Source organism: Yersinia aldovae ATCC 35236, assembly GCF_000173735.1.
In the GTDB taxonomy this organism is placed as follows: Bacteria; Pseudomonadota; Gammaproteobacteria; order Enterobacterales; family Enterobacteriaceae; genus Yersinia; species Yersinia aldovae.
The window spans coordinates 13,822-27,697 of the sequence record NZ_ACCB01000023.1; the positions used below are offsets into that span (position 1 = coordinate 13,822).

A 13,876-nucleotide genomic window follows, 5' to 3' on the forward strand; every position below is an offset into this window, starting at 1 on the left:
CCGATGAGCGGCACTGCGGCTTGCTAATCGCACAAAAAAACCACACTCAGGTTAACTGAGAATGATTCCAGTGTACACGTGTAAGCTTAAATATTCCGTCAGTAGATGTAACCCGCCATGTCTGCGGATCAATATGTTAGGTGAGAACGCGAAAGTGATAGTTAAATAGGCACCTGGTGGGATGGTAATCGCGTTATCACATTGATATCAGAGTGCTACTGTTTCTCTTTCATATACGCGATATCGACGATCTAGAGTGAATATCGGGACAATACCGCCCCTATTCATTTGCCCCCTGCCATATCCAACACACTGCCAGTCACGTAAGAGGCGCTATCTGAAAGTAACCAGACAATCGCTTCTGCCACTTCTTGCGGATGCCCGCCCCGCTTCATCGGTAACAAACCTTGTACCCGATCAACTCGCCCAGGCTCCCCGCCGCTGGCATGCATATCGGTATAGATAAAGCCTGGCCGCACACCATTAACTCGAATGCCTTCGCCAGCAACTTCCAGTGACAAACCGGTGGTCAGAGTATCAATAGCACCTTTAGAGGCAGCATAATCAAGATATTCCCCCGGCGCGCCCAAACGTGCAGCCGCAGAAGAAACATTAACAATCGCACCACCACGACCACCATGACGCAATGCCATACGTTTGACCGCCTCACGACTACATAAGAAGTAACCGGTCACATTGGTAGATAGCACCCGATTGATGCGCTCGGCGGTTAGCCCTTCAATGCAGGTTTGCGGAAACAGGATACCGGCATTATTCACCAGTGCGCTGATTGGCCCAAGTTGGGCTTCAAGCTGTTCAAATAGCGCCACAACCTGTAGTTCATCGGCAATATCCGCCTGTAGCGCAATCGCCAACCCCCCTGCGGCGGCTATCTCTGCCACCACCTGCCGCGCCGCCTGCTCATCGTTGATATAATTCACCGCAACCCGATAGCCATGTTTTGCCAGCAGCAATGCAGTCGCGCGACCAATTCCCCGGCTTCCACCCGTCACTAATGCAACTTTCTTATGCATATCCCTGCTCCATACTTAGCGGTGTATTTTTCCCAAATTAACACACCCGGCGACAAAATAATAAACCAGGCAAAAGGGCCGCTTGCGCGACCCTTTGTTATTTACAGTAAGGATTGTTTGTCTATCCAAAGTAATTGGTGTTACGGCAAGACAGCGCGCAACCGATTTGAATAGCATTGATGCTCGCCCGCAGGGTGAGCATCATTAACACCGCCGCACCGTCAAGAACGAAGGATATAATCACTGATAGGTACACATGAGCAGAACAAATTACGGTCACCGTACACATCATCCAGACGTTTCACGCTCGGCCAGTATTTATTCTCCATCACACCAGCCACCGGGAATACCGCCAACTCACGACTGTACGGGTGCTGCCAGTCACCCACCAGCTCTGCTTGAGTATGCGGCGCATTCACCAGCGGGTTATCTGTCAACGGCCATTCGCCACGCGCGACGCTGGCTATCTCGTCGCGAATAGCCAGCATCGCATCAATAAAGCGATCCAGTTCCGCTTTGCTTTCCGATTCCGTCGGCTCCACCATCAACGTGCCAGCAACCGGGAACGACATGGTCGGCGCATGGAAACCAAAGTCGATCAAACGTTTGGCGATGTCCATCTCGCTGATCCCGGTCGCTTCTTTCAGCGGGCGAATATCCAGAATACATTCGTGCGCCACGCGGCCACCGTGGCCGGTATACAGTACCGGATAAGCCTCTTTCAGGCGGGTCGCGATATAGTTGGCATTCAAAATGGCGACCTGACTGGCCTGTTTCAGCCCATCTGCCCCCATCATGCGAATGTACATCCAACTGATAGGTAAAATTGACGCACTGCCAAATGGGGCCGCCGAAACCGCGCCTTGTTGGGTTATCATACCGTCGATTTGTACCACGCAGTGGCCTGGAACAAACGGCGCCAAATGCGCTTTGACGCCAATCGGCCCCATACCTGGGCCACCGCCGCCGTGTGGGATACAGAAGGTTTTATGCAAGTTAAGGTGTGAAACATCTGCGCCGATATAGCCCGGCGTGGTGATCCCCACTTGTGCATTCATGTTCGCGCCATCCAGATAAACCTGACCACCAAACTGATGTACAATTTGGCAAACTTCACGAATGGTTTCTTCATACACGCCATGAGTCGACGGGTAAGTTACCATAATACAGGACAATTTATCCCCCACGTCCTCGGCCTTCTGGCGCAGGTCATGTAAGTCGATATTGCCTTGTTTATCACAAGCCACAACGATAACCGACATCCCCGCCATTTGCGCCGATGCGGGGTTAGTACCGTGCGCAGAGCTTGGGATCAAACAGACATCACGATTCGCCTGATTACGGCTCTCATGATAACGGCGAATCGCCAGCAGACCGGCATACTCACCTTGTGCGCCTGAGTTTGGTTGCATACAAACCGCGTCATAACCGGTCAGTTGCACCAGCCATTGTGACAATTGACCAATCATCTGCTGATAACCAGCCGCTTGCTCTGGTGGGCAGAAGGGATGCAACTCGGCGAATTCCGGCCAAGTGATCGGGATCATCTCTGCGGCGGCATTTAGCTTCATCGTGCAGGATCCCAACGGGATCATCGCCTGATTCAGCGCCAAATCTTTGCGCTCTAGACGATGCATATAACGCATCATTTCGGTTTCGCTGTGGTAACTGTTAAATACCGGATGAGTCAGAATAGGGTCACGACGCAACATAGTATCTTGAATTGATTGACTGTTCTGGCTGACTTTGGCATCAAGCAGGTCAATATCCAGACCATGATTATCACCGGCGAATAGGGTAAACAAAGTCTGAATATCTTCGCGCGAGGTGGTTTCATCCAGCGTAATACCCACCGCACCATCAATATCAGTTCGCAGGTTGATACCAAAACTCAATGCACGGGCCAGCACGGTAGCTTTATCTTCGACTTCAACCGTCAGGGTATCGAACCAATTTTTGAAGCGCAGCGTCAAGCCCGCGTGTTGCAAACCGGCAGCCAGAATATCGGTCATGCGGTGAATGCGGCCAGCGATACGCTGCAAGCCTTGCGGCCCATGATAAACCGCATACAAGCTGGCAATATTGGCCAGTAAAACCTGAGAAGTGCAGATATTCGAGTTGGCTTTTTCGCGGCGAATATGTTGCTCACGGGTCTGCATCGCCATACGTAGCGCAGTGTTGCCCGCTGCATCACGCGATACCCCGATAATACGGCCCGGCATTGAGCGTTTAAATTCATCGCGGCAGGCAAAGAAGGCGGCATGTGGGCCACCGTAGCCCATTGGCACACCAAAGCGCTGAGCGGAGCCAAATACGACATCGGCACCTTGTTTTCCAGGGGCGGTCAACAGTACCAACGCCATAATATCGGCGGCAACGCAGGTAATGATTTTGCGTTTTCTCAGATGAGCCAGCAGCGCTGAATAATCATGCAATTCGCCGGTGGTGCCCACTTGTTGCAGCAGCACCCCGAACACGCCGTCCAGCTCCCGCACACTTTCAGCACGACCAACAATTACCTCAAAACCAAAGGTTTCAGCGCGGGTACGCACCACATCCAAGGTTTGCGGATGCACGTCATCGGCGACGAAGAAGCAGTTTGCCTCTTTCAGTTTACTGGCACGTTTGGCCAGCGCCATCGATTCGGCAGCAGCAGTGGCTTCATCGAGCAAAGAAGCAGAGGCCAGATCCAACCCTGTCAGGTCTTGGGTTAATTGCTGAAAATTCAACAACGCTTCAAGGCGGCCCTGAGAAACTTCTGGCTGATAAGGGGTATAGGCGGTGTACCAACCTGGATTTTCCAGCATATTGCGCAAGATAACCGGCGGGGTCAGCACCGGGCTGTAGCCCATGCCAATATAGGATTTATAGCGCTGATTCTGGCTGGCAATCCCTTTAAGTTCCGCCAGCGCCTGATGTTCCGTGGCAGCATCACCAACTTGTGGTGGGCTTGGCAACTGGATATCTACCGGAACAATCTGTTGGATTAATGCACTTAACGAGCGGGCACCCACGGCTTCCAACATCTTTTGTTGTTGTTGAGCTGAAGAGCCAATATGGCGCTGAATAAAAGCATCGTTATGTTCAAGCTGGCTGAGATTCTGAGTCATGTGCTACAAATTCCTGAATAGGGCATGGGACGGGAAGTTGGACTTATTTCATAAAGCGTACTTTGTAGGGCGTAATTGTTGCAGGCAGTTTGGACTCGGACAGCGCACAGAAACCGGAGCGTACACCATGACCTTGTAAATAATGGCTACGTGAGGGTTTCGAGCACTGCCCAGGTTCAAAATGGCAAATAAAATAGCCCTAAACTCATTTACTCGTCGATCGTCGCCTGATAAGCCTCAGCATCCAACAAATCTGCCAATTCGCCTTCATCAGACGCTTTGATGCTGAACAACCAGCCATCGGTGTACGGCGCACTGTTCACCAGCTCTGGCGAGCTTTCCAGTTCGGTATTAACCGCAATGATTTCGCCGCTGATCGGTGCGTAAATATCGGAAGCGGCCTTAACTGATTCGGCAACCGCACAATCGCTACCGGCTGAAACGTCGCTGCCCACTTCAGGCAAATCAACGAAAACCATGTCGCCGAGGAGTTCCTGCGCATGTTCCGTGATACCGACGCTATAAACACCATCACCGTCTGCACGAACCCACTCATGAGATGACGCATATTTCAATTCTGTTGGTACGTTACTCATTGATGCTCCTTAAATAGTGATAGAGCCAAAAGGGTGTGGCTCATAGAATTCGCAATAACGATCTACTCTCAATAATTACAGCGTGACCGGCTTACCTGCCCGTACAAAACCCGGTTTAACCACCCGAACCGGCATTTCACGGTTACGGATCTGTACCACCGCATTTTCACCAATCCCTGCGGGGACACGGGCCAGCGCAATGCTAAAGCCCAATGTTGGCGAGAATGAACCACTGGTGATAACACCCACTTTTGGGTTGCCTGAGGCATCAGAAAAGTGTACCGGCAGCTCATTACGTAATACGCCTTTTTCCGTCATGATCAAGCCTACCAAGTGTTCAGTACCCCCCGTACGCTGCTTTTCCAGTGCTGCACGGCCGATAAACTGACGCTCTTCCGGCAACCAGGCTACGGTCCAGCCCATATTGGCGGCTAATGGCGAAACACCTTCGTCCATCTCCTGCCCGTAGAGGTTCATCCCGGCTTCAAGCCGCAAAGTATCGCGAGCACCAAGGCCCGCAGGTTTTACGCCTGCTGCCAGCAATTGCTGCCAGAAATCAACCACTTGCTCTTTCGGCAGCGCAATTTCATAGCCCGCTTCGCCGGTATAACCGGTGGTAGCGATAAACAAATCACCAGCTTGAATACCAAAAAACGGTTTCATTCCTGCGATCGCCTGTTGCTGATCAGGAGTCAGTAAGGTTGCCACTTTCTGTTGTGCTGTCGGGCCTTGTACTGCCACCAGCGCCAAATCATCACGCACCGTCACTTCAACCTGATATGGCTCAGCATGTTGAATGATCCAGTCCAGATCTTTTTCACGGGTGGCGGAGTTAACCACTAAACGGAAATAGTCTTCACGTAGGAAGTAAACAATCAAATCATCGATAACACCGCCGGAGGCATTCAGCATTGCGGTGTAAAGGGCTTTGCCCGGTTGGGTCAGTTTGGCGACATCGTTGGCTAACAGATAACGCAGGAATTCACGGGTACGGGCACCGTGTAAGTCGACGATGGTCATATGAGAAACATCAAACATACCGGCATCCTGACGCACGATATGGTGTTCGTCGATTTGGGAGCCATAATGCAATGGCATCATCCAACCATGAAAATCTACCATCCGAGCACCGCATACTACGTGCTGGTCATACAACGGGGTCTGCTTAGCCATCTACTCTCCCTCAATATACCCTTCGCACTTGAAGCCGTAGGGGCGTTGGCTACGTTCATTCACCCGAATCACTTACCGGTGTAAGCTCATCGGGAATTCATTCGCTTGCCGCCTACCTACAACTCCAATTGCTTTGGCTATAACATGTCATGAGTGTTTTATACCGGCTTCATCCCCCAATAAAAATAGGCATGAACACCGTTACGCAAACGATACCTTTTGCCCAACGTTATCACCGAATCTATCAGGGAACCATAAGCTAAAATAGGCGATAACACGCAGGCAGCAGGCAAAAAACAAGGGTATTGTGCAGAGTTTTCCACTGTAAAACTGCGCACATAGGCACATAATTAACAATTAAACCGTAAAAATAGCGATGTTATATAACCGAATAACCAAAACCCTGTCAGATTCAACTTATCAGGTTTTGGCTATGAGTGAAAAAAACTAATGCGAAAAGCAGGTTGAAATTAGATTATTTCAACTGAAGGTGGGTGTTAGCGGGTACAAGATTATTCGTCGAGCCAATCGGGTAAATCACTTAACCCCATCGCCTGGCGCACCAATTGAGGTTTGACCCCTGGCAAGTTATCAGCCAGCGTTAAGCCAATATCACGCAGTAGTTTTTTAGCCGGATTACTGCCCGCAAACAGGGAGCGGAAACCCTGAATACTGGCGAGCATCATTGCGGCACTGTGTTTACGGCGGCGCTCATAGCGGCGCAGATAAAGATGCTGACCGATATCTTTGCCCTGACGCTGCAAGCGGCGTAGTTCAGAAACCAGCTCAGCGGCATCCATAAAGCCCAGATTAACCCCCTGCCCAGCCAACGGATGCACGGTATGGGCGGCATCCCCCACCAGCGCCAGTCGGTGTGCAGCAAAGCTGCGGGCATAACGCCCCGCCAGCGGGAAAGTCTGCCGCTCACTTTCAAGCTGACATTGCCCCAAACGCAGATCAAATGCCATTCCCAACTCGCGGTTAAACTGCTCGGCGGGCAGCGCGGATAACTCGGCGGCGCGCTCAGGGGGTAATGACCAAACAATCGAGCAAAGGTGTGGGTCACTAAACGGCAGAAAGGCCAAAATACCATCACCATGAAAGACTTGACGTGCAGTGGCTTGATGAGCCTCTTCCGTGCGAATGGTTGCTACCAACGCATGGTGGGCATAATCCCAAAATGTCAGCGGGATATCCGCATGTTGGCGCAACCAGGAGTTAGCCCCATCTGCCCCCACCACCAGTTTGGCACTTAGCATTCGGTCATCTGTTAAAGTGATAAAGGCTTCGCTTTCACCCCAAGCCACCTGTTTAAGGCTCGCAGGTGCCAGCAGGGTGACATCAGCCAGTTGACTGGCACGCTGCCATAACGCCTGCTGGATCACCCGATTTTCGATGATATGACCGAGATGACTGAAACCATATTCATCGGCATGGAAAGCAATTTTACCAAAACTGTCTTGGTCCCATACTTCCATTCCACTATAAGGGCTGGCACGCAGGGCTAAGATATTCTCCCATACACCAATTTTTTGCAGTAAGCGCTCACTGGCAGCATTGATCGCCGAGACACGAAGCGCCAACGCCCCCGCTACCGGTGCAGGTAACGGCTCCACTATCGGCTGATGCTCAATAATAGCAATGCGCAACCCGCTGCCTTGTAGCCCACAGGCCAGTGCCAGACCGACCATTCCGCCACCGGCGATTACCACGTCATATGATTGCATACCGAGATATATCCCATAAAAATATGAACTTCATTTACCCTATAAACGTCTCGATGCAGGAACGCGGCAAGCGAGATACAAATCGGTCGAGAACCGATTTGAACAGCATTTATACTGCCCGCAGGGTAAGCTTCAGCGATGAGGTTCATTAATCCCGCAGAGCTTACACCTGTAAGTGATTCGGGTTATTAAGCACAGCCAACACACCTGCAACGTAAAAGATGACGGGTAAAACTAACGCTTAACCCACCCCAATGTCTGCCGCGCAAAAGTATCACGTATTGCAGGCAACTGTTCCATTGACATCAGCGCAAGATTGCGGCCAACCACCAGCGGCCCATAGCGGTTGGCAAACAAGCGAATTAAACCATCGGTCACACCAACAGTCGCTTGTTGATCCGGCTGACGGCGCTGCTGATATTGGGCAAGCACGGCATAATCGCCGGGATCACGCCCTGCCTGAGCAACTGTTTCAGCTAACGATATTACATCGCGCAGGCCCAGATTAAAGCCCTGACCGGCGATCGGATGCAGCGTTTGTGCGGCATTGCCCACCAGCGCCAAACGGTGGCTGACATGGCGTGAAGCCGTTAGTAACTGCAACGGGTAGCTATGGCGTTTACCCGCATGGAGGATTCTCCCTAACCGCCAACCAAAGGCTTGCTGCAACTCCGCGACAAAGCGGGCATCATCCCAACTGTCAACCCGTTGTTGGTCTTGTTTGGCATGACACCAGACCAGAGAGCTGCGCCCTTCAGACATCGGCAATAATGCCAGCGGCCCGTGGCGAGTAAAGCGCTCAAATGCACGTCCATTGGGCAATTGAGCGGTGGTGACATTGGCTATCACCGCAACCTGCTGGTAGTCCTGCTGTTGCCATTGAATATTACAGGTGCGCGCCAGCACCGAGTGAGAACCATCAGCGGCCACCAGCAATTTGGCACTCAATTGCTGCCCGTTATCCAGCGTAACACTGGCTGATTCCGCGCTACGAACCACATCAACCACGGTTGCCGGGCAATGCAGTGTCACTCCTGGCGCGTTGTTCAGCAATGTAAATAGCCGCTGCCCTGCCTCATGCAGCTCGATAACATTGCCCAACGCCGGAACACGATAATCTGCCGCGCGTAAGTTCACAAAACCGGCATGGCCGCTATCACTGACATGCACATGTTCAATCGCGGTGGCGCAGTCAGCCAGCGACGACCAGATACCGATGCGCTCCAATTGCTGACAGGTGCCCTGCGCCAGTGCAATCGCTCTGGCATCAAAGCCCGGATGTTGCCGGCTTGCAGGCAACTGTGCTTCAACCAAAGCAACGGGCACCCTTCCCTGAGTAAGAGAGGATATAGCCAGCGCCAGTGTTGCACCGGCCATGCCGCCACCCACAATGATTACACTCATCCGTTATCTCGCCGCCGCCATCAGTGCTTCAATGGCATCAGGATCTTTGACCACACTGGCGGTCAGGTTCTCATTGCCATCAGCAGTGATAACAATATCATCTTCAATACGAATACCAATGCCACGGTATTTCGACGGCACATCAGCATCTGGCGCGATATACAGACCCGGTTCAATGGTCAGCACCATACCCGGTTCCAGAATACGACCACGGTCACTATTGATATAATCGCCGACATCATGCACATCCAACCCCAGCCAGTGGCTCAGGCCGTGCATAAAGAAAGGCCGATGTGCTTGCTCGGCAATGAGCTGCTCGACATCCCCTTTCAGGATACCCAGCGTCACCAGACCGGCAACCATGATGCGCACCACTTGTTCGGTCACTTCGCGAATACTGGTGCCAGGCCGGTACAATTCCAGAGCTTTGTTAATTGACGCCAGTACGATGTCATAAATTTCGCGCTGAGCTGGCGTGAATTTACCGCTAACCGGGAAGGTGCGAGTGATATCACCGGCATAGCCTTGATATTCACAACCCGCATCAATTAGCACCAATTCGTCATCGCGCAGTTCACACTCATTTTCGGTGTAATGCAGAATACAGCCGTTCTCACCGCCGCCAACGATAGTGTTATAGGCCGGATAACGCGCACCATGACGGGTAAACTCATGCAGAATTTCCCCTTCCAGTTGGTATTCGAACATTCCTGGGCGGCATTTCTCCATCGCGCGGGTATGGGCTTGCGCGCTTATTTCACCAGCGCGGCGCATCACGGCAATTTCTTCTTCTGACTTAAACAGGCGCATTTCGTGCAGCCAGGGCCGCCAGTCAGTTAAGGTTGCAGGTGCGCGCAGATTTTTACGAAAACCGTTACGTAATCTTTCCAGCGCGGCGAAAACGATTTTATCTGCGTAAGCATATTGCCCCTGCGCGTGATAAATCACATCAAGGCGATTAAGCAGTAAATAGAGTTGTTCGTCGATTTCATCGAAAGGGAGTGCGCGGTCAACACCCAACTTAGCGGGGGCGGCATCTTGCCCTAAACGGCGGCCAAACCAGATTTCAGCGGTTAAATCCCGCACCCGGTTAAACAGCACGCTGTGGTTATGGCTCTCATCGCTTTTTACCAGAATCAATACCGCTTGTGGCTCATTGAAGCCGGTCAGATAGCTAAAATCGCTGCTCTGCCGATAGGGATATTCAGAGTCCGCACTGCGCGTAGCCTCAGGCGCGGCAAAAAACAGGGCTGCACTGCCCACCGCCATCTTCGCTAACAACGCCTGACGGCGGTTCTGGTATTCTTGTTGAGTCATCACACCCTCCTGAAATTGCCGAATTTAATCACCTAAATTCAATATATTACACGCTTTAAATTAATGTAACGTTGGCTTGCGCACTTCTGGAGCTGTCGGCTTTTGTCGAGTGAATTCGATATGACATAAAATCGCGGCTACACGCACATATTCGAGAACTTCTTCTAAGGATTGCGCCAGTTCTTCTTGATCTTCATCTTCGTCGTAACCTAATTGGGCAATATTACGCAGGTCATCAATGGCTTCGCCTACTTCATCTTTCACCTGAGCCAGCTTGGGTTGCAGCATCCCCAGCCCCAGCAGAAAGTGATTTACCCAGCCAGAAAGGGCATCTGCACGATCAAATACCGTGGCATCTTCCCCTTCAGGGAGAAGCAACTGGAACATAAAACCTTCGTTCTCCAATGCTTCTTGTGTTGCTTCATGTAACTGTTGTAACGGTAAACTGAGCGCTTGTGGGAAGGCGACACCTTCGTTAGTCAGATCATGCACCAGCGTCTGCCAGCCATTGTCTTTACTGCCACCACACAGCATACCGCTGATCAGGCCATGCATTTCAGCAGGGGTGAGTGCCACTGCCTGCTGGTTCAATGCCAGGGCAAGTGATGGGTAAGTTGGTAATGTATTCTCTATAGACATGCGTATTGGTCATCGTTGGCAGGATAAGTTCGTGTTATGCTACCACCAAGAAAGGTCGCTATACCAGAAAACGCAACACGCTATACCCTATGGGGATTAGGGGTTGAATCTTGGTATCAAGGTATATATAGTGACGCCCGCTTTGTAGCGACGAGCATTTTGCCTCTGGTTTGCAGGGCTGGCGCGAAAATTAGTCAGGAAGGTGGCATGTCTGCACAACCGGTAGATATTCAAATTTTTGGTCGCTCGTTAAGAGTCAATTGTCCGCCAGAACAACAAGATGCGTTGAACATGGCTGCAGAAGATCTTAACCAACGGTTGCAAGATCTTAAAGTTCGCACTAGAGTCACCAATACTGAGCAGTTAGTTTTTATCGCGGCATTGAATGTGTGTCACGAATTGGCTCAGGAAAGGTTGAAAACCCGTGACTATGCATCCAATATGGAGCAACGTATTCGGATGTTACAACAGACCATTGAACAGGCATTGCTTGAACAGGGTCGCATCTCTGAACGTCAGGATGCACAGTTTGAATAAATCTCTGTTGAGTGATAGATTCAGCAGTGAGTAAAAAATTCTCTGAGGTGTTTGCCAGCGGGCCAGTCCCCTGAGCCGATAATTAATACCAACAGAATGTAGTGACTCCGTAACTGGTGCGCATGCTCGGTCCGCCGAGAAGCCTTAAGGTTGCGACGCTGCGTTCACCTTGAACCATGGGTTCAAGGGTTACAGCCTGCGGCGGCATCTCGGAGATCCCCTCTTTAACGGATAACCTGTATTCCAACGGTTATTACATTCAGTCTGACTAGTGGCAGCTCTTTGCCTACCTTAATCAATAACATGTCATATGAATCAACTATATACTCTTGAATCGATAACATGCATTTGAATCCGCAACATGCCCTTGAACGGCAAAGAATTCGCGGCGAAATACGTGAGCGTCGGCGTGTTTTAACTCCAGAACAACAACAGCATTCTGCCAATCTCGCCGCAAAACGCATTGCTTCCCATTACCGAATTCAGCAGGCCAACACTGTTGCCGTATTTCTCTCTTTTGATGGCGAGTTAGATACCGGCCCGGTTATTAAGCTATTGTGGCAGCAGAAAAAACAGGTTTATTTGCCCGTACTTCATCCCTTCAGCCCTGGTAATTTGCTGTTCCTGCGTTATCAGCCTGATAGCCCGCTCATTCGCAATCGCCTTAAAATTCTTGAACCGCCATTAGATGTACGCGACGTATTGCCCCTAAACCAGCTAGATGTGGTAATAACCCCGCTGGTGGCGTTTGATAGCCACGGGCAACGTTTAGGGATGGGTGGGGGGTTTTATGACCGCACGCTGCAACACTGGCAACATGATGGCCCGTATCCTATTGGCTTGGCCCATGATTGCCAATGGGTAGAGCACTTGCCATCTGAGCTGTGGGATGTGCCGTTGCCTGAAATTGTGACACCGGCCAAAGTGTGGCAGTGGGTTAATTAAAGTCTCGCGATAATAAATAAAAAACCCGGTATCCGCAGATACCGGGTTATCAGGCACCATTCGCCAGTGATGTTTTACTCATTAGTAAAGTAAACGCGCACGGATAGTCCCTGGAATTGCTTTCATCGCCAGTAATGCTTTTTCTGCATTTTCTGCATCATCCGTTTCAACATCAATAACGACGTAACCGATTTCAGCGCTGGTTTGCAAATATTGCGCCGCAATGTTGACGTTTTGTTCAGCAAAAATTTTGTTAATACTGGTTAGAATACCCGGACGGTTCTCATGAATATGCAGCAGGCGGCGGGTATTATCACCATGCGCAGGCAGAGAAACCTCAGGGAAATTCATCGCCGATAACGTTGAACCGTTGTCGGAATATTTCGCCAGTTTGCCAGCCACTTCATCACCGATGTTTTCCTGCGCTTCCTGAGTAGAACCACCGATATGCGGAGTCAATAACACATTATCGAACTCGCACAACGGCGAATTAAACGGATCTTTATTGGTGGCAGGTTCTTCAGGGAACACATCAATGGCCGCGCCAGCTAAGTGATTACTCGCCAGGGCATCACACAGCGCCGCGATATCAACCACCGTGCCGCGTGAGGCATTAATCAGGAGGGCACCCGGCTTCATTAATGCCAATTCTTCACGGCCAATCATATTCTTGGTGGAATGATTCTCCGGCACATGCAGGCTAACCACATCACTCATATTCAGTAAGTCTGACAGGTGGCGAACCTGCTGCGCATTGCCCAAAGATAACTTGTTTTCAATATCGTAAAAAAACACCTTCAGCCCGACACTTTCAGCCAGAATCCCCAACTGAGTCCCGATATGACCGTAACCGATAATACCGAGCTTTTTACCGCGAGCTTCATAGGAGCCGACGGCCAGTTTGTTCCACTCACCACGGTGCGCTTTAGCGTTTGCCGATGGAATGCCACGGAACATCAGCAGTAACTCACCCAGCACCATTTCGGCCACTGAACGGGTATTGGAGAAAGGCGCGTTGAATACCGGCACGCCACGCTTGGTCGCGGCATTTAAATCAACCTGATTGGTACCGATACAGAAGCAACCCACTGCGACCAATTTTTCTGCTGCCGCAAAGACTTCCTCGGACAGATGCGTGCGCGATCGAATGCCGATGAAGTGAGCATCTTTAATCGATGCTTTCAGTGATTCGGTGTCTAAGGCACCTTTATGGTATTCAATATTGCTATAACCGGCTGCACGCAGATTATCAACCGTGCTCTGGTGAACCCCTTCCACTAACAGAAACTTAATTCTGTCTTTCTCCAATGATACTTTTGCCATGTCCCCGACCCTATTTTCAGACTTCAGATGTGGCTGCCGCTATCGAATGAATCCGGTCAGCACCCTGTCAA

Annotated in this window: 11 protein-coding genes and 1 other RNA gene; 3 read left to right on the plus strand and 9 right to left on the minus strand. The window is 50.9% G+C overall.

What is annotated here, in order from left to right; translation table 11 throughout:
• Nucleotides 1–284 precede the first annotated feature (284 nt).
• The 8 genes from YALDO0001_RS11775 to YALDO0001_RS11810 all read right to left on the minus strand — a co-directional run bounded on the left by YALDO0001_RS11775 (nucleotide 285) and on the right by YALDO0001_RS11810 (nucleotide 11,000).
• Entirely contained in the window at nucleotides 285–1,034 is a 750-nt protein-coding gene (locus YALDO0001_RS11775) for an SDR family oxidoreductase (protein WP_004703437.1), read from the minus strand.
• A 221-nt stretch (nucleotides 1,035–1,255) separates the two neighbouring features.
• A complete protein-coding gene (gene gcvP / locus YALDO0001_RS11780; protein ID WP_004703440.1) occupies nucleotides 1,256–4,144 on the minus strand; it encodes an aminomethyl-transferring glycine dehydrogenase in 2,889 nt (962 codons plus the stop codon).
• A 209-nt stretch (nucleotides 4,145–4,353) separates the two neighbouring features.
• Nucleotides 4,354–4,740, minus strand: coding sequence for a glycine cleavage system protein GcvH (gcvH, locus tag YALDO0001_RS11785; protein ID WP_004703442.1), 387 nt, complete (start codon nucleotides 4,738–4,740; stop codon nucleotides 4,354–4,356).
• Nucleotides 4,741–4,815: 75 nt separating this feature from the next.
• Complete coding sequence (gcvT, locus tag YALDO0001_RS11790; RefSeq protein WP_042839903.1) at nucleotides 4,816–5,913, minus strand: glycine cleavage system aminomethyltransferase GcvT; 1,098 nt, start codon at nucleotides 5,911–5,913, stop codon at nucleotides 4,816–4,818.
• Between the two features lie 512 nt (nucleotides 5,914–6,425).
• Entirely contained in the window at nucleotides 6,426–7,640 is a 1,215-nt protein-coding gene (gene ubiI / locus YALDO0001_RS11795) for an FAD-dependent 2-octaprenylphenol hydroxylase (protein WP_004703448.1), read from the minus strand.
• A 234-nt stretch (nucleotides 7,641–7,874) separates the two neighbouring features.
• Entirely contained in the window at nucleotides 7,875–9,044 is a 1,170-nt protein-coding gene (gene ubiH, locus YALDO0001_RS11800; RefSeq protein ID WP_004703450.1) for a 2-octaprenyl-6-methoxyphenyl hydroxylase, read from the minus strand.
• Nucleotides 9,045–9,047: 3 nt separating this feature from the next.
• Complete coding sequence (gene pepP / locus YALDO0001_RS11805; protein ID WP_004703451.1) at nucleotides 9,048–10,361, minus strand: Xaa-Pro aminopeptidase; 1,314 nt, start codon at nucleotides 10,359–10,361, stop codon at nucleotides 9,048–9,050.
• A gap of 60 nt (nucleotides 10,362–10,421) precedes the next feature.
• On the minus strand, nucleotides 10,422–11,000 hold the full coding sequence (locus YALDO0001_RS11810) for a YecA/YgfB family protein (protein ID WP_004703454.1): 579 nt from the start codon (nucleotides 10,998–11,000) through the stop codon (nucleotides 10,422–10,424).
• 207 nt (nucleotides 11,001–11,207) lie between these two features.
• On the opposite strand from YALDO0001_RS11810, the gene zapA reads away from it, so the two are divergent.
• The 3 genes from zapA (at nucleotide 11,208) to YALDO0001_RS11820 (ending at nucleotide 12,482) form a co-directional block, all read left to right on the plus strand.
• Nucleotides 11,208–11,537: a cell division protein ZapA gene (gene zapA / locus YALDO0001_RS11815; protein WP_004706812.1), complete on the plus strand. Its 330-nt coding sequence runs from the start codon at nucleotides 11,208–11,210 to the stop codon at nucleotides 11,535–11,537.
• 36 nt (nucleotides 11,538–11,573) lie between these two features.
• A non-coding RNA gene (ssrS, locus tag YALDO0001_RS20205) (6S RNA) lies at nucleotides 11,574–11,757 on the plus strand.
• A 122-nt stretch (nucleotides 11,758–11,879) separates the two neighbouring features.
• Complete coding sequence (locus tag YALDO0001_RS11820) at nucleotides 11,880–12,482, plus strand: 5-formyltetrahydrofolate cyclo-ligase (RefSeq protein WP_004703457.1); 603 nt, start codon at nucleotides 11,880–11,882, stop codon at nucleotides 12,480–12,482.
• Between the two features lie 81 nt (nucleotides 12,483–12,563).
• On the opposite strand, the gene serA is transcribed toward YALDO0001_RS11820, so the two are convergent.
• Nucleotides 12,564–13,805: a phosphoglycerate dehydrogenase gene (gene serA, locus YALDO0001_RS11825; protein WP_004703459.1), complete on the minus strand. Its 1,242-nt coding sequence runs from the start codon at nucleotides 13,803–13,805 to the stop codon at nucleotides 12,564–12,566.
• Nucleotides 13,806–13,876 lie beyond the last annotated feature (71 nt).

What these genes read in the sequence shown, in the direction of transcription:
- YALDO0001_RS11775 (WP_004703437.1), bottom strand. Translation starts at nt 1,034, where the DNA reads ATGCATAAGAAAGTTGCATTAGTGACGGGTGGAAGCCGGGGAATTGGT.
- gcvP (WP_004703440.1), bottom strand. Translation starts at nt 4,144, where the DNA reads ATGACTCAGAATCTCAGCCAGCTTGAACATAACGATGCTTTTATTCAG.
- gcvH (WP_004703442.1), bottom strand. Translation starts at nt 4,740, where the DNA reads ATGAGTAACGTACCAACAGAATTGAAATATGCGTCATCTCATGAGTGG.
- gcvT (WP_042839903.1), bottom strand. Translation starts at nt 5,913, where the DNA reads ATGGCTAAGCAGACCCCGTTGTATGACCAGCACGTAGTATGCGGTGCT.
- ubiI (WP_004703448.1), bottom strand. Translation starts at nt 7,640, where the DNA reads ATGCAATCATATGACGTGGTAATCGCCGGTGGCGGAATGGTCGGTCTG.
- ubiH (WP_004703450.1), bottom strand. Translation starts at nt 9,044, where the DNA reads ATGAGTGTAATCATTGTGGGTGGCGGCATGGCCGGTGCAACACTGGCG.
- pepP (WP_004703451.1), bottom strand. Translation starts at nt 10,361, where the DNA reads ATGACTCAACAAGAATACCAGAACCGCCGTCAGGCGTTGTTAGCGAAG.
- YALDO0001_RS11810 (WP_004703454.1), bottom strand. Translation starts at nt 11,000, where the DNA reads ATGTCTATAGAGAATACATTACCAACTTACCCATCACTTGCCCTGGCA.
- zapA (WP_004706812.1), top strand. Translation starts at nt 11,208, where the DNA reads ATGTCTGCACAACCGGTAGATATTCAAATTTTTGGTCGCTCGTTAAGA.
- YALDO0001_RS11820 (WP_004703457.1), top strand. Translation starts at nt 11,880, where the DNA reads ATGCATTTGAATCCGCAACATGCCCTTGAACGGCAAAGAATTCGCGGC.
- serA (WP_004703459.1), bottom strand. Translation starts at nt 13,805, where the DNA reads ATGGCAAAAGTATCATTGGAGAAAGACAGAATTAAGTTTCTGTTAGTG.